Origin of the sequence: Sporomusa acidovorans (assembly GCF_900101845.1) — a bacterium.
Lineage (GTDB): Bacteria > Bacillota > Negativicutes > Sporomusales > Sporomusaceae > Sporomusa > Sporomusa acidovorans.
Genome location: NZ_FNAM01000029.1, coordinates 24,611 through 47,740 on the forward strand (window position 1 = coordinate 24,611; position 23,130 = coordinate 47,740).

Sequence of the window (23,130 nt, forward strand, 5' to 3'; positions counted from 1 at the left end):
TGTTTCTTGAAATGATTAAGCGATTTTCTTTTGAAATTTTATAATACTGATCGACAAAGCTGCCAGGATATATACGACAAGAGCAAACACCTGCGACCACAGTAAGTTGAGGCCAATCCCTTTGAGAACAATACCACGTAGTATTTCCAAATAGAAAGTAAGCGGCAGTAACTGCCCCAAATAGTAGAAGATCTGTGGCATCGCTTCCCTGGGAAACATAAAACCGGATAACAGCACACTGGGCAAAAAGACAAAAAACGACATTTGCATCGCTTGCATTTGTGTCTTAGCGATCGTAGAGATGAGTACCCCTAAAGATAAAGAAGCAATAATAAATAGTGTCGTCAATCCATACAGCAGGCCAATACTTCCCCGCATCGGCACATCAAATACCAGTGCACCAACAATCAGGGCCAAAGTAGCCTGAACATAACCAACAAAAATATAAGGGATAATTTTCCCCAGCATTAATTCATGTGATTTCATTGGCGTCACAATCAACTGTTCCATTGTGCCCCGCTCCCGTTCCCGCACAATCGCCATAGAAGTAATCATTACCATGGTCATGGTCAGTACAACACCCAATATACCCGGCACCATATAAAACGCGGAGATAAAGTCAGGATTATACCAAGCGCGAATGCGAATATCTATGGGTGAAATCAACTGCTTTCCCAGCGATCCCTGCATCCGTTTTATTAGTATTTCCTGGGAACGGATCTGCCCAATTAATTGTGCCGACGAAATAGCTGAGGAAGCCGCCATAGAATCAGATGCGTCCACAATCACCTGCACGGCGGCGCTGCGCCCATGTTTCAGATTATCTGTGTAATCGGGTGGAATAATTACGCCGACCTTTGCCTTGCCACTCTCAACAGCCTCTGTCACTTCCTGATAATTTTTTGCCGCATAATTTATAGAAAAATATTCACTGGCTTGGAAGGCCGACAATAATTCGCGTCCTTCCTGCTGCAGCGACTGATCAAAGACAATGGTGGACAAATGCTTGACATCGGTATTAATGGCAAACCCAAACAATAGCAATTGTACAATTGGCAGACCTACCATCATAGCGAAGGTCAGTCGATCCCGCCGCATTTGGATAAACTCTTTAATCAGTAAGGCTCTCAGACGAATCATAAACCCCTCTCCTTCCGCTTAGCTTTAACATAATATACAAACACATCTTCCAGCGAGGGAGTGATTATTCGATACTCATAGGTTTGATAGTCTATTAACCGTTCCTCATGAATTAGCACATGGACGCTCGTTCCATAAGGATAGACATCCAAAACCTCCCGCTCAAACGCCATAAGATCATTAAGCAACCCCATGGGATCTTGTGTGGGAAGCTCCAGCAGCACTCCCGGCAAATCGCGTTTGAGGCTGGCTGGGGTATTATCGGCGATTAAGTTACCTTCATAAATAAACCCGATATAATCACAATGTTCAACCTCATCCATAAAATGAGTCGTAACCATAATGGTTGTACCTTTGTTTGCCAAATCATAGATAATGTCCCAAAACATACGGCGGGATTTGGGATCAACACCGCCGGTTGGTTCGTCCAAAAACAAAATGGATGGTTCATGCAAAATGGAACAGCCTAACGCCAATCGTTGTTTCCAGCCACCTGACAGATTGGCCGTCATTTCGTGCTGACGATCCTTCAGTCGAGCCATCTCCAGCATATTCTCGATCCGCTCCTGCCGCTGAACCGTCGTCAGACTGTACAAACCAGCGTAAAATTCAAGATTTTCCATCACCGTTAAATCATCATACAAACTAAATTTCTGCGACATATAACCAATTTTTTCTTTAATGGCTTCTCCCTGTTTGGTCAAATCCATCCCCAGAATATGGCCGCTTCCGCTTGAAGGCGCCAAAATTCCGCAAAGCATACGAATCGTTGTCGACTTTCCTGAGCCATTAGGTCCTAAAAATCCGTAAATGCTGCCTTGGGGAATTCTAAGATTCACTCGATTGACGGCAACAAAATCACCAAAAGTTCGAGTAAGTTCTTGGGTTTCAACAGCATATTTCATGCTTCTCCTCCCCCTGCCAGGTGAACAAAAATGTCCTCTAGCGTTGGTGGAATTTCCCGCAAGCCATATCCACTTATTCCGGCCGCCTTTAAGGCAGCTTCAATAGGCAGTTCGCCCTCTAAGTCAGGCGCCGTTACCAAATGATAATAACTGCCGAAAGCATTAATATCAAGTATAGGACACTTTGCCAGCAGCTTTTTTATTTGTTTACTCTCAGCTTTAAGCTCCAACAGGCGATAAGGATAAGCCGCCTTCAGGCGTTCAGGCGTATCACAGGCTACTACTTGACCTTGATTCATAAACGCTACCTGTGTACACAATTCTGCTTCGTCCATATAGGGAGTAGAAACAAAAATTGTCATTCCTTCTTTATTTAGGCGGTACAGCATCTGCCAGAACTCCCGGCGCGAAACAGGATCAACACCGGTTGTGGGTTCATCCAGGAAAAAAACTTTGGGCCGGTGCATAAGACCGGCAGCCAATGCCAGCTTTTGCTTCATGCCGCCGGAAAGGTTGTCGGTCAAACGGTCTTTGAACGGCAACAGATTGGTAAATGCCAATATTTCTGTGCCGAGCTCCTTGACCCGCCGTTCATCAGCCCCATACAGGGCGCCGATAACCCGGATATTTTCCATAACTGTAAGATCGCCATAAAGGCTGAACTTTTGCGGAACATAGCCGATTTGATCTTTAACCTGTTCAATCTGATCACTGCCTAACAAATTGATATGCCCTGCCGACAACTCCATTATCCCGACAATCATGCGAATTGTGGTAGTCTTACCGGCGCCGTCCGGCCCGACTAAACCAAAAATTTTACCGGCCTCAACCCGTAAATTGAGGTTATTTACGGCCGTTAATTTTCCAAATCGTTTCGTTACATTTGTCAAGGTGATCATTTAAGCACCACATCGGCAGGCATACCCGGCTTCAAAATTCCTTCTGAATTGTCAAGCTTTACCTTAACCGCAAATACCAGATTGGCCCGTTCACTCTGGGTAATACTTTGACGCGGCGTAAACTCGGCGTTTTGGTTAATTTCCTTAATTTCTCCCCGGAATATTCTGTCCGGAAAAGAATCCACTTTGACTTTAGCCTCTTGCCCTACAGAAATTAGTCCGAGTTGAGCTGACGAAATATAAATCTTGACCCAGCAATCACTCATATCGCCAACAGTTAAAATAGCCGCCCCGGGATTCACGTACTCGCCGTCTTCAAAATTTTTGGAAAGAATCAGTCCGCTAATCGGACTGATCACTTCCGTATCGGCTAACAATACTTTGCTGGCAGCCAACACAGCCTTGCTGCGCTCCAGTTCCTGGCGCTGAGCCTCAATAACTTCCGGGCGATTGCCTTCATTTCCAAGGCTTAACCGCTGATTGGCCGCTGCCATACTGCTATAGGCCACTTCCAGGCTAGAGCGGGCGGCATCCAGTTGCTGGGCAGAAATCGCACCTGCTGCATATAAATTTTGGTAACGCTGATAATCCTGCTTCGCCTTTTCATATACTGATTGCGCCGAATCAAGCGCAGCCTGCAACTCCTGCAATTCCTGACTGCGCGACCCTGCTTCCAGATCCCGCAGTTGAGCAGAGGCTTTGGCTAACACCGCTTCATCCCGAATAACCTGCGCTTCAAGGTCATTTCTGGTTATCTCGGCCACCTTTTGCCGGGCCTGGACAGTGTCCCCCACCTTTACCTTTAGTCCGGTCAGATAGCCGCTCACTTTAGGCATCACGTCCGCTCTCGTTACCTCAACAGTGCCGGTGGCCGTAATGCCGGTTTCCCCCGGTCGCAAATATTTATATCCTCCCACCGCCACTGCCAGTACAATAATCACAACACCAGCAATTATCTTTTTATTCATTGCCATAATTGGCCACCCCATTTAAAAATATCTCTACAGCTTTCATGACAAACTCTTTATCCTGTTCACTATCACCAGGTACAAAGCGCTGCGAAATAGGACGGGTAATAAAATAGAAATTCATCATACCGGCTAAAGCCAGCGCCGCCGTATTTACATCAATATTTTTGCGAAATTCGCCGCAGCGAATCCCTTCCCGCAACGTTTCAACCAAAAAATTATAGATCCGGTGAATATACTTTTGGATAAACGGTTCAAAGAAACGCGATGGGTTAATAATCTCGCCTATAAGAAATTTCGTAAGAAAAGGCACTGTTCCGTGCACTTTGGCGACACAGCGTGCATAGGTAAGAATTTTTTCAGTAGGTGAAATCTCTGTTCCCGAAACCGAGTCCAACAACGCATTGATTGGTGAAAACTGTTTTTCAAGAATGGCTGAATATAACCCTTCTTTGCTGCCAAAGTGGTAGGAAATTAGAGCGCTGTTCGCGCCTGCTTCCCTCGCGAGTTCACGGATAGAAACTCCTGACAAACCCTTTTCCGAAAACAATCTTTCCCCTGTCTCCATTAATTTTTCCCTCGTATCCTTTTCCACAGTACCCCTCCCGAAATTAAATTAATCGTTTGATTAAATAATAACGGAAACACCTCTAATTTGTCAATAATAGCCTGAATTATTTTTTAATTACCAGCCCATACGCAAATCGCAAAAAAGCTACCCTCAATTGTTTAAAATAAAAAATTTATTACACGTAAAGCAAAATAAGCTATAATATTAATAGTACGCAATTGCATTTTTAATTCGTTTAAAGGGGCTTTTGTCAAATGGATTATGGGTCATTGCATGAAATGCAAAAAAAACATTTCACATCACACACTCTATCGGAAATGTTATCTTTTTTTCATTATACGTCGAGTCAATACACAGAAATTCAAAATTACTATACAAATTTAATTAAATACAATCAACCTCCGTCTGAGAAATCAATTGTAAGAATACCTATAGTCAATTCCTGGATTCGCTCGAAAAATAATAATATCAAGCCTGATAGAGCACTGATTTTAAAACGAGTCAGCGACAGGCAAATTAAAATGCTGCTGAAAGATAATAAAATATTAATTGATTCGGCAATTCCTTTATTGACGAATTTATCTCATACGCTTCTAAATAAATCATCCGGATTATCTTTATATGATAAAAATGGTATTAATTTATTTGTGGCTAATAGTGCTTTAGATGGAATGGGCTTAGGCAATGATTTGTCCGAAGAATCCGTCGGCACTACTTCCCACTCGCTTTGCATTAATTTGGAAAAGCCTGTCTATGTTCTTTCACCGGAAAATTATCATCCGGATTTACGAAAGCCGAAAGTTACTTTTTCTGTCCCCATTTATGATCAAACCGATAGAATTATAGCCGCACTTACAATTCCATACTTTGGAGACCTTACATACACAGAAATAGAAAAGTCTCATTTTTTATGGATGCTCAATTTCCTGTTTATGCTGGAAAAAAACATCGAACAATCTATTGTATCACTGACTTATAAGCCCCAAATCCGGGTAGAAAATGTTTCGTTTGATACGGCGATGTCCTTAGTCGACGAATCTGTCATCGCTGTCGATTCGACAGGGAACATTTCCTACATAAATAACAACGGGGAAGCTTTATTGGGAACCCCCAAAGGCAACGTAATGGGAAAGCCCTATTCTGTTATTCTTGGCGTAATTCCGGAAATAGAAAGACTCCTCAAGAAAAAAATAAAGAATAACCATGTAATTGCGCAGTATACCTTTGTAAGTAATGATCAAAAATATCTCATTAAAATGAAATCCGCTTCCATGCCGCAAGATGAGCATTCTGTGTTACTCTGCATTTCTAATGTTACTGCCAACAGCAAAGCTCCAATAAGAGATGCAGCAGGCATAACCCATCCGGTAGATATAATTTTAGGCAACAGCGAGGAAATGTTAAAAGCTAAACAAATAACGAAAAAAGTAGCCAATACGATGAAAAGCATATTACTTATCGGCGAAAGCGGGACAGGTAAAGAACTATTTGCTCACGCAATTCATCAGGCATCACGACCGGAAGGGCCTTTTGTTGCTGTCAATTGTGCCGCTCTGCCAAAAGGTATTCTCGAAAGCGAACTTTTTGGCTATGAAGGCGGAGCTTTCACGGGCGCTGACAAAAACGGACGCGTAGGAAAGATTCAAATGGCACATGGCGGAACCCTATTTCTGGATGAAATAGGGGACATGCCGCTAGAATTGCAGGCCGTATTTCTTCGTGTTTTGGAAGATAAGCAGGTTATGCGTATTGGCGGAACGGAATCCAGCAAAGTTGATTTCCGTATCGTAGCGGCAACCAACCAAAATTTGCAGGAAATGATCGACAATAAGAGCTTCCGGGAAGATTTGTATTATCGTATTGCAACTTTCGAAATTTTGATTCCGCCGCTGCGGCAAAGGAAAAGCGACATTTTAAGACTGGCGCAACAGTTTATTGAAGATGAATGTTCAATGCAGACTGTGATACCGCAAATGGATGATGCAGTAAAACAAAAACTTTTGAAATATGAATGGCCTGGAAATGTACGGCAATTGAAAAATACCATTGATTATGCAGTCAGTATGTTAATCGGCGAAAAAATAACCTTAGACGATTTGCCCGAAAAAATAATAAGAAGTAAAAACCTGCCTCAGAAAGCCATTTCAGTTAAAACCATGGCGGAATTAGAAAGAGAAGCGATTGAAGATGCATTATTATCGGCAAACAATAGTGTCAAAGAGGCAGCCGACATTCTACAGATGAGTCGCACTACGTTATATAGAAGGATTAAGGAATATGGCATCTCCTGTATGGACTTAGACTAAATACTGCCTTTCAGGTTGTTTCTAAGCTTCTGCTACTTGTTTTTCTGCCAAAAAGTAAATAAATGAGTTGCTAATTATAAAACTTAATTCTATAATTAGCAACTCATTTTAATTTTTCAATATAATACTATATATTCCCCAACCCACCACCGCCTGCAAAACTGTAATGTGTTGTATATAGTATCCATAAAATTGATAACGAGGTTATTGGTAAAGCAGCGAGTTGGCTTACATCCTGAACTTATTGATTGTCGCCTGTAGTTCTTCTGCCAATTGTGCCAGGTGATGACTTGAAGATGCGATCTCCTCCATGGACGCCGATTGTTCCTCGGTTGCAGCAGAAATACTTTGTGTCTGACCGGCAATTTCACGGCAGATAATCTCAATTTCTTTCATTGATGCAAGAACCTGTGTACTGAAGCTGGCAAGTCGTTTCATTCCATCGGCGGCTTCCTGAGCGATGAACGCCATTTGTTTTATCTGTGTATCAATATCCATAAAGGACTTACCGGCCTGATTAACCACCTCGGAGCCAATCTTAACTTCCTGCGTGCCCGTATTCATCGCAGCTACCGCCCTATCTGTTTTACTCTGGATATTGCCAATGAGGGCTGCAATCTGCTTAGCCGCCTCCTGGGATTGCTCGGCCAATTTTCTAACTTCTTCAGCAACTACGGCAAACCCTCTTCCCTGTTCGCCTGCCCGTGCCGCCTCAATAGCGGCGTTTAATGCCAATAAATTGGTTTGTCCGGCTAAGCCGGAAATTGTTTCGACAATTTGTCCAATTTCTTGGGATTGTTGTCCAAGTTCAGAAACTACCTGTGCAGAATTATCTACCGTCTGCCTAATATTATTCATCTGCTGAATAGCGCTTTCCACTGCGCTATTTCCCGCTGCAGCCGCACTAACAGCTTTGGTGGCAATAGCAATGGAATTCTCCGTCTTAGCAGCCTCTTCCTGAGCACCAGACGTAATTTTTTCCACCATGCTTAATGCTTCCTCCACAGCTTTCACCTGACGCTCAACACTCTGAGCGGTATCAGTAATAGAGGAACTCACCTGGCCTGCAACCTGGGCTACCTGTTCGGAATTCGCAGTTAGCTCTTGCGAAGAGGCGGCAACCTGTTCAGAGGAACCATTAATATGCTGTACCAGACGTCGCAGATTAGCCGTCATTGTTTCAAAAGCACGGGCCACATGACCCATTTCATCCTGAGAATAAACGTTAATGTCGCTCAGCGTAAGATCCCCGTCAGCAATGCATCCGGCCGCACTCTCAAGCTTTTTCAACGGCTTAGCGAATTTGCTTGCTAACAGCAGCACAATAGCAGCAGCTATAATCAGCACAAGCAGACTGATACCAACTGATGTCCAGGTAAATGTGTTAAGTTTTGCTCTTACTTCATTCTCCGGCACATTTACACCTATCGACCAATTGCACCCCGCAATTGGCGCATAAGCAAGATATCTTTTACTTCCGAAATTTTCGTATCGTACAATGCCTTGTTCCCCTTTGATCATTTTTTCAGTAGCGGCCTTTAATGTTGGCGGTGCATTAGGATCAATAAGGCAGCTGATCGAATTGATCAATTCTTTATTGGGATGCATGATAATAGTTCCGTCACCCCGAATCATATAGGCATAGCCTGTTTCGCCTGACTTTACTTCAGAAACTAGTTTTTCCAGCTCCTCAATATGAATCAGAGCAGCAATCACGCCGATGATGCGGTTTTCAACCCGAATGGGAACCGAGATAACAGTAACTGACTTATTCGTTTCTTTAGACACAATAGGATCGGAAATATACGTTTCTCCCTTAATTGAGCGTTTAAAATACTCACGTTCTGCTAAATTTCTTGTGACTCCTTTATGGTCAAACGAATCGCCATTGCCAGCAATCCATATCAAACCTTCATAAATCTTAGCATCTTCCAGTTCAGAGGCTAGGTAAGGCATTATCGTGTCTTGCTTGCCGCTAGCAATAATAGGTGAGCGGGCAATTAATGCAATTTCATTCTTTTGGCTATTCAACCAGCCGCTGATTTGGAAGGCACTCCCTTGTGCTTTACTAGTAAGTTCTTGTTCTGTGTCCTGTACTATAATTTTTTGAGCCTGCCAATAATTCAATCCTGCCAGTAAACCTAATGCAAGTGCAACTAAGCTAAGAACAATTGCAGCAAATTTTATCTTGATACTCTTCATAAAAAAATTCACCCTCATACGCATTTTTTGTGCAATGTTTCTGACGAGTTGCCAATCATCCCTGTATTACCTGCAACTTTGCTTCCACATACCTATCGTATAAATTCTGTTTACTTTACTATGTAAAAAAACAAAAGGTTTAACCATGACATTGCCATTATTTTTTAATGAGCAATATCATAGTTAAAGTCGTCATACTCTAAGACTTTACAATTATAGGCCAATTAAAGAAACAATAAAGGGTACCACGACGGCTAAAGTCACAATCAACCCTATGGAAGGTAAAATCCCTGCTTTCAACGTGTCGGTCATTTTATAATAACCCTCATTATAAGTTAGCAGAAAAACCGGATTGATCGGCAATAGCCAGGTTGCCCCAAAACCGAATGCCAGCACAAATGCGATAATCACCGGCGAGAAGCCACCGGCATTGGCAACCGCTACCATCGGTGCAGTAAACATGGCAACTGCCGCCGGTCCAACCGGAAACACAGCATGCATACAAACAATAAGCAGTGAAAAGAATAGCAAAATAGGTAAAACGGCCATATTTTGCGTAGAGTGTATGAATAAATCAGCAATCCACTGGGCGGCTCCATGTTTTAAAACCGCAGCGGCAACAACATTTACACTACCAAATACAATGACAACGGCCCAGGGAACCCCCTTGCAGAACTCATCCCAGGTCATAAGTTCAATTTTAGGCAGAAACATGGCTACCAGTCCTACAATTGCCACGATAGTCGTATTCAGGGCCGGAATCCAGCTCCCGGCAATCCATAGCACAAACAAAGTGGTGATTGCAATAATAACCTTTTGTTCATAGGCATCAGACTGTCCCAGTTGACTTGCTTTACTTCGCACCTCTGCCAAAATTTCTTCGGTAATCGGCTCCGGCTTGAATATTTTAACAAGCGAAAACCAGGTTAAGGTTGTCATGATAAGGTACATCGGAACTCCTACATACATCCATTGTACAAAGGTTATCGCCGTACCTGTGGCTTGTTCAAAGAGACTCATGGCAAGAATATTGATATTGGTTCCCGCCGGTGTGCCAAAACCGCCGATCATTGCCGAGATAGGTATCCCGATCATTAAGCACTTGCCCAAATTGGAAGAACCCGGCTTGGCATTAACGGCTTTTAATATCGGGTAGGATAAGCCAAGAAACATTAAGGCATCAGGTGTATTTGACACAACCGTAGATAAAGTTGCCGTGCAAAACAAAAATCCAAACACCAATTTTTCAGGATTTGTTCCTGCCCAATTCATCATTCTAGCGACTATCTTTTCAGGAATTTTGGTTTTACGTAAAATTACTACAATGGAAAAAGAGGCAATGATAAAAAATACGGATATATTGCCAAAATTTTTAAACGCATTGGTCATATCCATGAGGTTAAATATCGGCACCAGTACCATCAACAGCAAGCCGGTGATTGCCGAAGGTAAAGTTTCACAAATCCATAAGGCAATGCCTGACGCCAATATACCCAAAGAAAGCAATCCTTGTTCTGAAAGCCCTGCCGGTGGGGACACAAGCTTCGCACCTATTAAAAATATAACCCCAAGGATAAGGCCAATAATTTTTTTTGTCAATGTAACACCCTCCCTACATATTTGAATGACAAAAAACAACCGCAAAATTTTCCGATGAAGTTTTCGAAATATACCAACATCCAAAAGCATGACATTGCCATCCTTGAAAATGACAATGCCATACTAAGCAAATTCAATTTAGCAATATTAATTCTTCGGTAATGGTTCTTTACATTTTTTGCAAACAGTACTTGTAGAAGGGTTTAAGGTTCCACATGAAGGACACTTTACCGGTTTTATTGCAGTTGGTGGACGAAAACACATACTAATTATTCCTCCCTTACGTTTAATTTTTTATTTTAATGAAAATAAAACCATTTTCTCGCGGTTGATTTTTTTTGCCAAATCAGTTACTTCACCGAATGACATACAACCGGCTTGACAGTGTTTTACACAACTCGGAACTTTGCCTTTTTCAACTCTATTTTGGCAATGATCACACAACGCCGTAGGTGTAGGTATAAAATCATATTGCCATTTCTGATTCTCGAGCTGAGTAGGACCAAGTGTTTTTATCTCAATTCCCAATGTTTTAGCATCATAGCCGTGCTCTTGTTGACACGCGACTTCACAAGTGTGGCAGCCACTGCAATATTGATAATCAATCAGTAAACCATGCGCCATTACTGATCGCTCCCTTCATATTTGGAAATTTTACATAACAATGATTTATAGGACGCGCCAATACCGGATTTCCCTGGTCTCATTGGAACCAGACAGTTAACATTGGACTCAAATACTCCGAATAAAGTACCATCTTCCGGATCTCTTTCCGGGAACCACCATGCATGGTCAGCCGATACCGTATCTTTACGGATGCTGATCGAAAGCTCTGCTTTTAATTTACACTTACCGAAGTTGTTTTCAACCTCTACCCAGTCATCATCCTTAATTCCATATTTGGCCGCAGTTTCCGGATGAATGATAATCATAGGCTCTGGATTTATCCGGCGCATAGATGGACTTTGCCGATGTTCTGAATGGAACAGCGCCCATCTTCTGGCACCGGTTGTTAAAACAAGTGGATATTCTTTAGCTAGTTCGGGAGTACTGACAGGGCTTTCCGGCGGTTCCGTATAAGAAGCCACTGAATCCAAATCAAACATTTCCATAAAATCACACTTGAATTCGTATTTTCCACTTGCTGTCTCAAATCCGGGCTCTCCGTCAGATCGTAGCAGACCTTTTTCATGTTTGTAATATTCAAACTCTGGATAAGCCCAAGTCCGTTTCCTCATATCTTCATACGTAATACCGGCATGCTCAAGGATTGTGTTATAGAACTCCTCGTCGTTATTCCATTCATTTCTATCCGGCCTAAAACGTTTACCGATTTCATAAATTATTTGTTGGTCGGATTTACATTCACCAACTGGCTCAACAGCTTTAACAATCGCCCCAAGATAATAAGGCTGATGTCCTGTTAATCCGATTCTCTCGGCAAAACCTGCGGCTGGCAACACCACATCGGCAGCAGCAAGTGCAGTCGGCGTCATAAACATATCTACAACAACATTGAATTCCATCTTCAGTAAGGCTTCCAGAATTCGTTTCGGATCTGCCCCCATGCAGGTAATCGGGTTATTCGTCTGCATCCAGGTAGCTTTGATCGGATAGGGCTCACCGGTAAGCATTGCTTTTAGTAACATATCCTGACTAATACAATTCATTGCTTGTAAGACAGGATAATCTGAATTCATTCTCTTTTGCGCTTGTTCTTCCGAAAGCATGGGTTTTTCTCCACCCCAGCGTCCCGACCAGGTTTGAGCTACGCCGAAGCAAGGACGAGCTGCAACCATAGAACCTGGCTTTTCAATATTACCTGTGAGAGCAAGCAAATCCATACATGCCATACCGGTTATAAAGCCTTCAGAGGTATGATCCATGGCGACGCCCCACTGCAGTGCTGTAGATCTTGCTTTTGCAAACGCACGTGCAGCCTCCCGTATTATGGAAGCGTCGATGCCACATATCTCAGCCGCCTTTTCCGGAGTATATTCTTTACAATGTTCAGCATACTCCTCAAAGCCATAAGTCCACTTTTCTACGAATTCTCTGTCATACAAGCCTTCCTCACAGATAACATTAGCAAATGCTAGCGCTAACGCGGCATCCGTTCCCGGTCTGACCTGCAAGAAGTACTCTGAACGTGATGCCAGCCATGTCATTTTAGGGTCAATTGTAATTAATTTACTGCCTCTTTTCATACATTCAACAATCCAGTGTCCTAACAAACCATCTGAATTCGACACAACCGGATTATTGCCCCAAATCAAAATATATTCGGGTATTTCATACCCCGGATGATCATAGCGGTCAGGGAAAAATTGAGAATAGTCCGCAACAACCAAAACACCCAGTTTTAATGCAGTACTGAAAACTCTCGGAACATAACAGGCATTACCGCTAAGAAACCCCATGCCATAATTGGGACTTCCCATGGATTGGGCGACTCTACCGCCATAGCCATTAATATCCCGGCCGGTTCCCTGCATGACATAAATGCTCTCCGGGCCATATTTTTCAAAAACCCCTTTTAATTTTTCCTCAATAAAATCATAGGCTTCATCCCAGGTAAGTCTTTCCCATTTATTTTCACCGCGCTTGCCAACACGTTTCATGGGATATTTGAGGCGATCCGGATGGTAAAGCATCTCTTTAACAGCTAGGCATCTAGGACAAAGCCGTCCTTGATTATAGGGATTTTCCGGATCTCCTTCAATCTTTTCTAATACACCGTCTTTAACATACATTAAAACCCCGCAGTTGTCGTGGCAGCCCGGACCTGTACGGGCATTGCCGCGAAAAACAGTATATCCGTCTTCTTCCCAGGTCCATTTGCGATCCCTCGGGTCGTCCTGGGTTTTAAATTCGTTAACCTCTACTATGGCATTGCCATATTTAATTGCGGCACTGCCTTCCGTGTTTAAGTTTTTCTCTTCCATTTTTTCCTCCTTGAATATCTATTTCGGATTCTCAATGCAGTCCTAACAATCCACCTCCTACGTTGAATCAGTAGTACGCAAAATTCATGCCATATTTACTTCGCACTTTACTAGTCCATCAGGATATGACGCTAAAATTAAACTTCAGATTATCCCTCTAAATCTAGCAAATTTAGTCATTTTTTTAATTAATAATGCAGGGAGAAATTTTTTTAATTTATCATTCGCCTATTGTTTCACTGTCATCATTTTCCGGATCAAATAGGTAGTCAAGCGCAAATTTTTTCAGATTGAACTAGCCGGCATCGTTTCTGTTTCAGATTGGTCTAAAAATTTAATCCTTTTATCTTGCAAGACATACCTTGGAATAAAAAAATTCTATAACTAGAAGCACGCCCATTGTCAACGACAGCAGATATTGTCTAACATTGTGTGTCCTTTTCATTAGTCAGTTACCTCAATTAACTCATACTCCATTGATCCCATGCCTATTTGGGCTGCGTGTTCAATTTGAATACAGGCATTTCTTTGTGGAAAAGCCAAGTGGCCTAATGTTTGTCCATAGGCAGCTCTTGTTAAATCCTGTGTTGCCTGGTCAATGGCTACCGGATCATTGGATGTCAGGATTCCAAGATCGGGTATTAGTTTCGCGTCCGGCTTCTTACAAGGCAATCGCAATTTTGCGTCATATTGATTAACACATTAAAATAAAAGCACTTTCCCGGCTTATCAATCACGGCACCGCAGGCGTGTTCAGCCATACTTTTCTGAAGATAGCCCTCATCTGCATTAAAATTGTATTTTACTGCATCGAACCGGCAGGTTGCGATACACTCGCCGCAGCCAATACATTTGTCGGCGACAATATACGCTTTGCCATTGTCCTGGATAATAGCATCAGCGGGACACCATTTCATACATTTTTTACAATAAGTACATTGTGAACTGTCAATGATGGGTAATACAGCCGAATGCTGGCGCCTCTTTCCTTTGCGGCTTGCCAGCCCCATACCGAGATTTTTAATGCATGCGCCGAGCCCTGTAGAGATTATGCCGTTCTCCTTTATATAATGTTGATGTTTCTGTTAAAAACGGAACAGCGTCTTCATGATTCACTCTTTTTACCAGTTCACGGATTAATTCCGGTCTAATGCGAGTATTATTGATTCCTTCGCCCTGGCTTACATTATCTGTATTGCACAATTCATGCCAATAATAAAAAAGACTTGGGTCACGGCAGGTCTTCCGACCAACCATAACCAAGTCTTTTTCGCTTTAGCCTCGCGTATTTTACAGTTTTTTATCAGTGTTCAACATGAATGCCGTATGCTTTAATTTTTCGATACAGAGTTGTACGGCCTAACCCCAGTATTATTGCCGTTTCTCCTAAACTATTCCCCGTATAGGCCAAGGCTTCTTCTATGGCCTCTTTTTCTAATTCGGTTAATGATCTTATTGTTTTTTGCTGATTTTTTTCCGCAATATCCAGTAGTTCCTCTGGCAAATCGCGTAAACGGATAGTTCCCTTTTCCCGCATATTAACCGCAAAACACATAGCATTCTTCAATTGCCGGATATTTCCCGGCCAATCATATTGCATAAGGCGTTTACAAACCGCCGCCTCCATTTCAGGTACCGGTCGGTTAAGGTCACTGCTTTGCTTGTGAATAAACAGGCGGGCCAATTCTAAAATATCCTTGCCTCTGCTTCGTAACGGCGGTATAGAAAGTTTAAAGGTCGCCAGGCGAAAATACAGGTCCTCCCGAAACTCCTTTTGTTGCACCGCCTGGTAGAGATTCTTATTTGTTGCGGCAATAACACGAAAATCAACTTTTATATAGGTTTCGCCGCCAATGCGCATAACACGTTTATCTTCCAGTACCCGTAATAACACAGCCTGTACCTCAAGCGGCATATCCCCAATTTCATCCAAAAATAAAGTTCCACCGTTGGCCATTTCTAACTTCCCGACTTTTCCTTTGCGCGCCGCTCCGGTAAAACTTCCTCCTTCATAGCCAAACAGTTCGCTTTCTATCAGGCTCTTAGGAATAGAAGCACAATTAATGGCAACAAAAGGACTTTGCGGGCGACAGGCATTATGAATGGCATGGGCAAACAGTTCCTTTCCCGTGCCGCTCTCGCCAATTAACAATATACTGCCGCCGGTACCGGCGATTTTTTGTGCCACTTGCTTTGCTCTGACCATGGCAATACTTTTTCCGTAAATATCATTAAACGTGTAGATGGCTTTAAATCGTTCTTTTTTTTCTGTACTGCCGGCGGCTTTTATTTCCTTTAAATGAATAACTGCGCCTTCCATGCAGTCTTGGCTATCCATGATCGACTTTACTTCGCATAAACAGTGTTTAAATTTCTTGCCGGTAATGATGTCTGCTGCAAAAGTGGCTTCCGTTATTTTTCCCTGTAATACATTGTCAATCATCGGTGAATTGCCAATAATATCAGAATAAGGTTTCCCTAAGATCTTGTTTTGGCCTATCCCCAGAATTTTTTCCCCGCCACTGCTTACATAAATAACCCTTCCCGAGCAGTTTACGCCAACCATCCCGTCTTCCAGCATGGACATCGCCGTAGACAAGAGACTAATATCAAAACTGTACATGTGTTTCTGACTAGCCATTTCCATAGCATTTTCAATTCTCTGAGCCATTGAAATTTGCCAGGCAATCCACCATACAAACAAAGTCTCTTCATCCTTACTTTGAGCAAGATCACGGTGATAAGAAAAGGTAAAGGAGGCGACAATGTTTTTTCTGGCGTCATGTATGGGAATTGCCGTTATAACTTTACTGCTTCTTTGCATAACTTCGTTATAATGTTCCGGTCCTATTAAATACATAGGCTTATCTAATTGTAGGCAGATAGCATGGGCAGATGTACCGACCGACTCTTCGGAAAGATTTAAGCCGGAACACTTTAACTGGTCAATATGGGAATTATATAAAAACAGCAGAATCCCGTTACGATCCGTCAACCCTACCCGGAAAGGTTTTGTCTTGTTTAAAAAGTGAACTTGCTTACTTAATAATGGCACTGCAACTTGCATAAGTTGTTCATTCTCTTTTAGCACTTTGTTAAATTGCGCTGAATCTAAGACTTTTCGCGTCAACGGCTGATTAGGAACTACACCATAATTTTTAGACCGGTGCCAGGAAGCCATAACTTCCGGACGAACAGCAGCAAAGGTTTCTGATTCTCCCGTATTTTTCAAAAAATTTTCTCTACACTTGCTGATTTTTTCCCATTGCTTGAATTGAGAACGAAAAAAGGCGGTAAGTTCTTTAATCTGTTTTTCCTCATTTTCTTCTAAAATAAACTGCCGGCCCTGCATTATCTAACCTCCTTTAGGCACTTCCAGCTAATAATGCTATGTAATGTGAAACAAAACTTTAAATATTTTGTATTATGTCATATTTAAAAATTCGACGCAAGAGATGATTTTCCTCATAGTTTAAAAATATAGAAAAAATTTTTTTAAAGTGGGTAATGAACTCAGACTACTTCTAAATTTTATCATTACATTAAAAATATTTATAAAAATTGTTCCATATCGATCGATTTAGCAATGTAACGATTATTTTTTTGTTTCATTTTGGAATATATTTTTCCGGTTATTATTTTATTAAACTCTAATTATTTGTTTTGCTATGCTCACTTCCAGGCCACCGGCACTAAGTATCCCTTTAGCATATTTTTACTATTCTCCTTTCGGTATTTTGTTCCGTTTTGAACCATTAGACACCGCCAACAAATTTTTGCATTGCATGGAATCTACAAATTCACTTATGCTATATTCTCGTCTGTAAAGCGCTAAGATCCAGTTCTGTTAGAATTTTGCCAATAGATAACATAGAGATCACAGGTGTAACAAAATAGCCTGGCACACAAATTGCATTGTTTTATCGATTGTCAGCCTGACTTCACTAACAAACAAGGAGGTTACCAAATTTTTGAGAATTATAAAGATGCTTACCAAATTTTTATGTAAATCTTAGACATATGCCTTTGGCAAGGGAGATTAGTTTATGAATACATTCGACGTTAAGAAGTTACTTGATGAGAGCTCTATACAGAAACATCATTGGCGATTATTTTTCTGTTGTTTAACAGCGCTTTCTTTTGATGGCTATGATCTTGTTGTATATGCTACAACAATCCCCCTGCTACTCGCCGAATGGAATATGAGCCCCGCTTATGCAGGACTCATTGGCAGTTATGCATTTGGTGCCGGTGTGTTTGGTGCTGTATTAGGTGGCGTTTTAGGAGATAAATGGGGAAGAAAAGCTACCATTATTACATCTGTGGTGATATTTACGGTAGGTACCTTTGCAACGGCATTGGCAAACAGCCCGCTGTTATTTGGTGTATTCCGCACAATTACCGGTTTGGGACTTGGCATGACATCGCCTAATGTCATGGCCTTAATTTCAGAATATTTTCCCAATAAATCAAAACAAGCAGCCGTTTCTGCGAGTGCCACCGGCATGCAAATAGGCGGAATCATGTCCGCCCTGGCCGGTATGTACTTACTGGCTCCTTTCGGCTGGAAGTCCGTTTTTTACTTTGGGTCAATCGTAATTTTTCTAGTGCCCCTTCTCTACTGGTACATGCCGGAAACGCCCTGGATACTGGTAGCTAAAAACAAAATTCCCCAGCTCAAACAAATATTGAACAAATTCAGGCCAGACATTACTGTACCTGATGATGCCCATTTTGAGTATCCTCATGCCAAAGAAAAGTCATCACTTACCAATGTTTTTGCCGAGAACAGGAGTTTAAGCACAGGTCTTTTTTGGTTAGTATATTTCATGAACATGTATATGATTTTTGGCACCAACACCTGGATACCAACATTGATGATGAATGCGGGCCATGAATTTGGATTGAGCTTATGGTTTTTTCTGTCCCTGTTCCTGGGTGCAGGTATAGGGAGCCTGGTTTGCGGATATTTGACCGAACATTTTGGAGCCAAACGAATTTTAGTGATTCTCTACTATGGCGCTTTTTTTTCCATCTCGCTATTAAGTGTCCCCATGAACATGTATTGGACGACAATTATTACCGCGCTTGTAGGTGCCTGTACTATGGGGGCTCAAAATGTCACCCACGGATATATTGCGCAATACTATCCACCTGCTGTACGGGCGACCATGATGGGATGGGGACTTGGCTTAGGCCGGTTTGGCGGTCTTCTTGGCCCTATCGTTGGCGGCATGTTGTTGTCCATGAAAGTCAGCCTGTTCCAGAATTTTCTTTGTTTTGCAATACCAGGCCTGATTGCCGGTACTTGTATTGCACTTATACAGGACAAATATAGTTACGCCAGCCGTCCCACGCCATAATCACTGAGCAGCCTCACATAGCAACATCAATAATACGTTACTACATTTAAAAACTTATAGTACAAAACTCCAAAAATATAAGAAGTTGTGTTGAATTTTGACGTCAACACAACTTCTTATGTTTTTCAAATAACTTACCAAGTCTAATCTATTTTCAGTCTCTTATTCAGATATAGCTTATTTTTGAATGTTACCCTCCGTACTGATGGTTACTACATTGCAGGGAATTGCTTTATGAGAATTAACCAACGCCGCTTGTACAGCGTTTACAATTCCCCCGCAACAGGGAACTTCCATTCTGATTACGGTAATGCTCTTTATGTCATGGAGCTGCAGGATGTCTGTTAATTTAGCGGCATAATCTGCTTTATCCAGCTTAGGGCAGCCAATAACTGTAATCCTGCCGCGCATAAATTCTGCATGCAGGTTCGCATAGGCATAGGCCGCACAATCGGCCGCAACAAGTAGATGGGCCTGATCAAAATAAGGAGCACCGGCCGGTACCAATTGCAACTGGCAGGGCCATTGCCGTAATTCCGATCTCAAATTTTCCTCTTTGCTGCTAGGATTAAATTCGGTTTTCTTCTTGATCTCCTTGGCCATGCTTCCGGGACAGCCGCAGGCCATTGGCTGAGAATCGCTCTGCACATTGAGTGCAATATGTTGTTGAACAGCGGCTTCATCAAAAGCAGGCGCTTCCCGTTCAATAATCGTAATAGCCCCTTGCGGGCAATCCGGCAAACAGGCTCCCAGGCCGTCACATAGGTGATCAGATACCAATTTTGCTTTGCCGTCAACTAATTGAAGAGCAGCTTCATGACATGCTCCGATACAAAGGCCGCAGCCATTACATTTTTCTTCGTTTATCTGTACAATTTTTCTTAACATATTATCTCCTCCATTTTTCGTTAACCAAACTATTGTCGCTACAAATAAGATAGCATAGTTTATACTACTTAGCCGTGATAAGAATCACATTTTCATAGCAAGTGGAGTTATCTCATGTCTTGACGAAAAAAGAAAAAAGTAGGACTATAGTATTATTACTATTTATCCGGAGATGATCACTTATGCAAAAGCTTCAGATACCGACAAAATTCAGGCCTGCCATACTATTAATTATTATGATCCTGGTAGTAGGCCTATTCATTGTTAGCCATAACGGTTTCGGGTTTGTACAAGGCTTCTCACCAAAGACGGTAAGCGTAACAACCGCCCCGGTCAGCATGATCAATAAACCGGTTGACATTATTGTTCCCGGCTCTGTCCAAAGCCGCCAGGCTGTTATTGTCAGTGCGGAAATTGCCGGCAAAATCAGTGAACTCAATATAGCAGAAGGACAGACGGTAAACGCCGGCCAACTGCTTGTTCACATCGAAGGTTCCGGAGGACAAACCATAGCAGAATCGCCGATCAGTCCCACTCTCGGCCAAAGCGGTGATTCGCAGCAGCAGGCCCAAGCTAACTATGACAAAATTTTAAAAGAATATGAACGTTACGAAAAATTGTACCAAGTCGGCGGTATTGCCCGCAAGCAATTTGAAAATGTGGCGGCGCGTTTGCAAGCGGCACGTCAAGCCCTCGATAGTGCTGCCGGAACCGAAGAAACTGCGTCGGCCGGTTCTGCCATAAGTACGCCGGCACGGCAACCAGGCTTTGCTAATATAACCGCCCCGATTAGCGGTAAAGTAACCGGGCTTGCTGCTGCCGCAGGGAATACAGTACAGGCCGGCCAGCGTTTAATGGTGCTGGATACCGGCGGTGAACTCCGTGTCGCCATCCATTTGGATCAGAAAGATTTATATCTAATTCAGACCGGAACCCAGGCGGAAATTGTAGGCGATGATTCTCCAAACCAACCCGTTATCGGCCAGGTAGAGGCCATTTATCCGGAAGTGGGAACCGGTACGCCAACGTTTCTTGCCCATATCAGGCTAGAAAATAATAATGGCCTTCTCAAACAAGACATTCCCGTAAAAGTTCATTTAAAAACCGGCCAGACAATACCGGCTTATGCAGTACCGACTGCGGCACTCTTTCAGGATCAAGCGGTTAACTATGTCTATTTGGCCGTTGATGGAAAAATTATGCGGCAGCAAGTAGACGTAGGCATAACGCTTGATAACCTAACAGAAATTACCTCTCCTTTGCCGGAACAAGCCGTTATTGTAACGAGTGGCATAAATAACGTAAAAGACGGTGATACGCTGTCTATCCAATAAATAAAAATTGTTAACCCTAGAAAAAAAACACCCCACCGCAAAAGGCAAGGTGCAAGAGGTCACGTCATAGGGATGCGTTCCTATGACATATGTATCTTATAATAAATTTATTTAAAAAGAATTAGAAAATGTAAAAATGACGCTCCTCATCCAGGCAGCGTCATTTTTATTAACTAAAGCCTTGCTGTTAAAAACGGAAATCCCGTTTCCCTTCTTTAAGTTCAGACAGATGCTCTATGGCAATTTTACGGACTTTTTCATTGGTAATGCGAGGGATTTCATTGGCAATTACCTTTTCGCCCTTAGCTTTGGTATCCGCCGAAGCATAATCCTCTAAATATTCCTTAAGGGTCATAAGCGCATTCGGCTGACAGCAGTTGGCTATTTGACCTGTTTTTACCAAGCTCATGAAACGGTCGCCGGTACGTCCTTCGCGATAGCAGGCAGTACAGAAGCTTGGAATATAACCTAATGCTAATAACCAATTTACAATTTCATCCAGCGTGCGTCGGTCATTTACATCAAACTGGGCTGAATTATCATCCTCAGCCTCCGGCTCAACATAACCACCGACACTGGTGCTGGAACCGCCGCTAATTTGAGAGATTCCCAATTCAAGCACACGCTGACGGGTTTTTTGTGATTCACGGGTAGATACGATCATGCCGGTGTAAGGAACCGCAATCCGCAGTACGGTTACAATTTTGGCAAAAATGTCATCCGAAATAGCATTGCTGAAGTTCTTGGGATCAATATCATCAGCCGGACGAATGCGCGGAACGCTAATGGTGTGCGGACCAACTCCCATAGCGGCTTCCAAATGTTCAGCATGCATCAGCAAGCCGACAAAATCATAACGATACATATTTAAGCCAAATAAAACACCCAAACCAACATCGTCAATGCCGCCTTCCATGGCACGGTCCATTGCTTCGGTATGATAAGCATAATCGCTCTTAGGACCGGTAGGATGCAGTTCTTCATAGGATTTTTTATTATAGGTTTCTTGGAATAAAATATAAGTACCAATTCCCGCTTCCTTCAATTTGCGATAGTTTTCCACTGTTGTTGCGGCAATATTAACGTTTACGCGGCGAATGGCGCCGTTTTTATGTTTGATGCTATATATGGTTTTAATACTTTCCAATACATATTCGATCGGATTGTTAACAGGATCCTCACCTGTTTCCAAAGCCAGCCGTTTATGCCCCATATCCTGCAAGGCAATGACCTCACGCACAATATCTTCCTGCGAAAGTTTTTTACGGGAAATGTGTTCATTGGTGCGATGATAGGGGCAGTATACGCAGCCGTTTATACAGTAATTGGAAAGATACAGCGGCGCAAACATGACAATGCGGTTGCCATAAAATTTTTGCTTAATTTCTTTGGCCAGGGACTTCATTTTATTGTTTTCTGCTTCTAAATCACACTCTAAAAGTACCGCTGCCTCACGATGCGTAAGGCCCTTGCAATCCTTGGCCCGTTCCAGAAGGCTGTCGATTAATTCACGGTTGCTTTTATTTTTCTGAGCATAGGCAAGTGTATCCAGAATTTCCTGATCATCAATAAATTCGGTGGCAATTTTTGACTTGCAATTATACATAATAAAACCTCTTTTCTTAAATTTTTTTACTAATGTAATTTACCATGCTTACTGACTAGGCAGCTTAGAATACACTGTTTTGGTGTTAACATGAGGAATCATGCCAAGCTTGCCGGAAAGAGCACTGATTATATCGTTAGGAGCATCAACTACAATACTGATTACGGAAACACTGCGTTTCGGATAAGGAATTCCCATCCGGCCGACGATATACTCCCCGTATTCGTGCAGAATATCATTAATTTTTTTTGCAGATTCTTTGTGTTCAACCACAATTCCAATTAACGCGATTCTTGTTTCCATAGAAAATTCCTTTCTAATCTAAATATAAAATCCTTGTACCCAAAAAGGCACAAGGATAGATATCAATAATCAGAAAAGCAAACTGCGTAACGTTACTTTTC

19 protein-coding genes are annotated in these 23,130 nt (G+C 42.3%); 3 read left to right on the forward strand and 16 right to left on the reverse strand.

Annotated elements, in window-relative coordinates; translation table 11 throughout:
• Positions 1-15: 15 nt before the first annotated feature.
• Genes BLR65_RS18270 through BLR65_RS18290 form a run of 5 tightly spaced genes read right to left on the reverse strand, consistent with a single transcriptional unit; the run spans position 16 to position 4,507 of the window.
• Entirely contained in the window at positions 16-1,140 is a 1,125-nt protein-coding gene (locus tag BLR65_RS18270) for an ABC transporter permease (RefSeq protein ID WP_093795617.1), read from the reverse strand.
• Positions 1,137-2,045 (reverse strand): ABC transporter ATP-binding protein, encoded by a 909-nt coding sequence (locus BLR65_RS18275; RefSeq protein WP_093795618.1) that lies wholly within the window; start codon positions 2,043-2,045, stop codon positions 1,137-1,139. Before BLR65_RS18275 ends, BLR65_RS18270 begins: the two co-directional genes overlap by 4 nt.
• The gene (locus BLR65_RS18280) at positions 2,042-2,944 is read right to left on the reverse strand and encodes an ABC transporter ATP-binding protein (protein WP_093795619.1); all 903 of its coding nucleotides are present in this window, start codon (positions 2,942-2,944) and stop codon (positions 2,042-2,044) included. The genes BLR65_RS18275 and BLR65_RS18280 overlap by 4 nt, the downstream gene beginning before the upstream one ends.
• Positions 2,941-3,918 carry an HlyD family secretion protein gene (locus BLR65_RS18285; RefSeq protein ID WP_245692901.1) on the reverse strand — a complete coding sequence of 326 codons (978 nt, stop codon included), beginning with the start codon at positions 3,916-3,918 and terminating at the stop codon, positions 2,941-2,943. The genes BLR65_RS18280 and BLR65_RS18285 overlap by 4 nt, the downstream gene beginning before the upstream one ends.
• Positions 3,905-4,507: a TetR/AcrR family transcriptional regulator gene (locus tag BLR65_RS18290; protein WP_093795620.1), complete on the reverse strand. Its 603-nt coding sequence runs from the start codon at positions 4,505-4,507 to the stop codon at positions 3,905-3,907. Before BLR65_RS18290 ends, BLR65_RS18285 begins: the two co-directional genes overlap by 14 nt.
• A gap of 497 nt (positions 4,508-5,004) precedes the next feature.
• Here BLR65_RS18290 and BLR65_RS18295 point away from each other — a divergent pair, with 497 nt between their 5' ends.
• Positions 5,005-6,789 carry a sigma-54 interaction domain-containing protein gene (locus BLR65_RS18295; protein WP_169716979.1) on the forward strand — a complete coding sequence of 595 codons (1,785 nt, stop codon included), beginning with the start codon at positions 5,005-5,007 and terminating at the stop codon, positions 6,787-6,789.
• Between the two features lie 228 nt (positions 6,790-7,017).
• On the opposite strand, the gene BLR65_RS18300 is transcribed toward BLR65_RS18295, so the two are convergent.
• The 8 genes from BLR65_RS18300 to BLR65_RS18330 form a co-directional block, all read right to left on the reverse strand.
• A complete protein-coding gene (locus BLR65_RS18300; RefSeq protein WP_169716978.1) occupies positions 7,018-8,991 on the reverse strand; it encodes a methyl-accepting chemotaxis protein in 1,974 nt (657 codons plus the stop codon).
• Positions 8,992-9,204: 213 nt separating this feature from the next.
• Positions 9,205-10,590 (reverse strand): SLC13 family permease, encoded by a 1,386-nt coding sequence (locus tag BLR65_RS18305; protein ID WP_169716977.1) that lies wholly within the window; start codon positions 10,588-10,590, stop codon positions 9,205-9,207.
• A 294-nt stretch (positions 10,591-10,884) separates the two neighbouring features.
• Positions 10,885-11,214, reverse strand: coding sequence for a 4Fe-4S dicluster domain-containing protein (locus BLR65_RS18310; protein ID WP_093795624.1), 330 nt, complete (start codon positions 11,212-11,214; stop codon positions 10,885-10,887).
• The gene (locus BLR65_RS18315) at positions 11,214-13,535 is read right to left on the reverse strand and encodes a molybdopterin-containing oxidoreductase family protein (RefSeq protein ID WP_093795625.1); all 2,322 of its coding nucleotides are present in this window, start codon (positions 13,533-13,535) and stop codon (positions 11,214-11,216) included. Before BLR65_RS18315 ends, BLR65_RS18310 begins: the two co-directional genes overlap by 1 nt.
• A 444-nt stretch (positions 13,536-13,979) precedes the next feature.
• Complete coding sequence (locus BLR65_RS29160) at positions 13,980-14,207, reverse strand: hypothetical protein (RefSeq protein ID WP_143122612.1); 228 nt, start codon at positions 14,205-14,207, stop codon at positions 13,980-13,982.
• Positions 14,177-14,545, reverse strand: coding sequence for a DUF362 domain-containing protein (locus tag BLR65_RS18320; RefSeq protein WP_093795626.1), 369 nt, complete (start codon positions 14,543-14,545; stop codon positions 14,177-14,179). The genes BLR65_RS29160 and BLR65_RS18320 overlap by 31 nt, the downstream gene beginning before the upstream one ends.
• Positions 14,546-14,555: 10 nt before the next feature.
• Positions 14,556-14,792, reverse strand: a complete 237-nt coding sequence (locus BLR65_RS29895; RefSeq protein WP_093795627.1) for a hypothetical protein — start codon at positions 14,790-14,792, stop codon at positions 14,556-14,558.
• Positions 14,793-14,838: 46 nt separating this feature from the next.
• The gene (locus tag BLR65_RS18330; protein ID WP_093795628.1) at positions 14,839-16,887 is read right to left on the reverse strand and encodes a sigma-54 interaction domain-containing protein; all 2,049 of its coding nucleotides are present in this window, start codon (positions 16,885-16,887) and stop codon (positions 14,839-14,841) included.
• A 694-nt stretch (positions 16,888-17,581) separates the two neighbouring features.
• Here BLR65_RS18330 and BLR65_RS18335 point away from each other — a divergent pair.
• Positions 17,582-18,898, forward strand: coding sequence for an MFS transporter (locus tag BLR65_RS18335; RefSeq protein ID WP_093795629.1), 1,317 nt, complete (start codon positions 17,582-17,584; stop codon positions 18,896-18,898).
• A gap of 177 nt (positions 18,899-19,075) precedes the next feature.
• On the opposite strand, the gene BLR65_RS18340 is transcribed toward BLR65_RS18335, so the two are convergent.
• Positions 19,076-19,786 (reverse strand): ATP-binding protein, encoded by a 711-nt coding sequence (locus BLR65_RS18340; RefSeq protein ID WP_093795630.1) that lies wholly within the window; start codon positions 19,784-19,786, stop codon positions 19,076-19,078.
• A gap of 182 nt (positions 19,787-19,968) precedes the next feature.
• Between BLR65_RS18340 and BLR65_RS18345 the strand changes: the two genes are divergently transcribed.
• Positions 19,969-21,120, forward strand: coding sequence for an efflux RND transporter periplasmic adaptor subunit (locus tag BLR65_RS18345; protein ID WP_093795631.1), 1,152 nt, complete (start codon positions 19,969-19,971; stop codon positions 21,118-21,120).
• 187 nt (positions 21,121-21,307) lie between these two features.
• On the opposite strand, the gene hydG is transcribed toward BLR65_RS18345, so the two are convergent.
• Together hydG and BLR65_RS18355 are read right to left on the reverse strand one after the other, a co-directional pair.
• Positions 21,308-22,726, reverse strand: a complete 1,419-nt coding sequence (gene hydG, locus BLR65_RS18350) for a [FeFe] hydrogenase H-cluster radical SAM maturase HydG (protein WP_093795632.1) — start codon at positions 22,724-22,726, stop codon at positions 21,308-21,310.
• A gap of 48 nt (positions 22,727-22,774) precedes the next feature.
• Complete coding sequence (locus BLR65_RS18355; protein WP_093795633.1) at positions 22,775-23,029, reverse strand: TM1266 family iron-only hydrogenase system putative regulator; 255 nt, start codon at positions 23,027-23,029, stop codon at positions 22,775-22,777.
• Positions 23,030-23,130 lie beyond the last annotated feature (101 nt).

Bases quoted from the DNA above. Each gene is read 5' to 3' on its own strand.
- BLR65_RS18270 (WP_093795617.1), bottom strand. From the start codon at position 1,140: ATGATTCGTCTGAGAGCCTTACTGATTAAAGAGTTTATCCAAATGCGG.
- BLR65_RS18300 (WP_169716978.1), bottom strand. From the start codon at position 8,991: ATGAAGAGTATCAAGATAAAATTTGCTGCAATTGTTCTTAGCTTAGTT.
- BLR65_RS18335 (WP_093795629.1), top strand. From the start codon at position 17,582: ATGAATACATTCGACGTTAAGAAGTTACTTGATGAGAGCTCTATACAG.
- BLR65_RS18320 (WP_093795626.1), bottom strand. From the start codon at position 14,545: ATGGGGCTGGCAAGCCGCAAAGGAAAGAGGCGCCAGCATTCGGCTGTA.
- BLR65_RS18310 (WP_093795624.1), bottom strand. From the start codon at position 11,214: ATGGCGCATGGTTTACTGATTGATTATCAATATTGCAGTGGCTGCCAC.
- BLR65_RS18340 (WP_093795630.1), bottom strand. From the start codon at position 19,786: ATGTTAAGAAAAATTGTACAGATAAACGAAGAAAAATGTAATGGCTGC.
- hydG (WP_093795632.1), bottom strand. From the start codon at position 22,726: ATGTATAATTGCAAGTCAAAAATTGCCACCGAATTTATTGATGATCAG.
- BLR65_RS18315 (WP_093795625.1), bottom strand. From the start codon at position 13,535: ATGGAAGAGAAAAACTTAAACACGGAAGGCAGTGCCGCAATTAAATAT.
- BLR65_RS18345 (WP_093795631.1), top strand. From the start codon at position 19,969: ATGCAAAAGCTTCAGATACCGACAAAATTCAGGCCTGCCATACTATTA.
- BLR65_RS18355 (WP_093795633.1), bottom strand. From the start codon at position 23,029: ATGGAAACAAGAATCGCGTTAATTGGAATTGTGGTTGAACACAAAGAA.
- BLR65_RS18280 (WP_093795619.1), bottom strand. From the start codon at position 2,944: ATGATCACCTTGACAAATGTAACGAAACGATTTGGAAAATTAACGGCC.
- BLR65_RS29895 (WP_093795627.1), bottom strand. From the start codon at position 14,792: ATGGTTGGTCGGAAGACCTGCCGTGACCCAAGTCTTTTTTATTATTGG.
- BLR65_RS18330 (WP_093795628.1), bottom strand. From the start codon at position 16,887: ATGCAGGGCCGGCAGTTTATTTTAGAAGAAAATGAGGAAAAACAGATT.
- BLR65_RS18275 (WP_093795618.1), bottom strand. From the start codon at position 2,045: ATGAAATATGCTGTTGAAACCCAAGAACTTACTCGAACTTTTGGTGAT.
- BLR65_RS18295 (WP_169716979.1), top strand. From the start codon at position 5,005: ATGCTGCTGAAAGATAATAAAATATTAATTGATTCGGCAATTCCTTTA.
- BLR65_RS18285 (WP_245692901.1), bottom strand. From the start codon at position 3,918: ATGGCAATGAATAAAAAGATAATTGCTGGTGTTGTGATTATTGTACTG.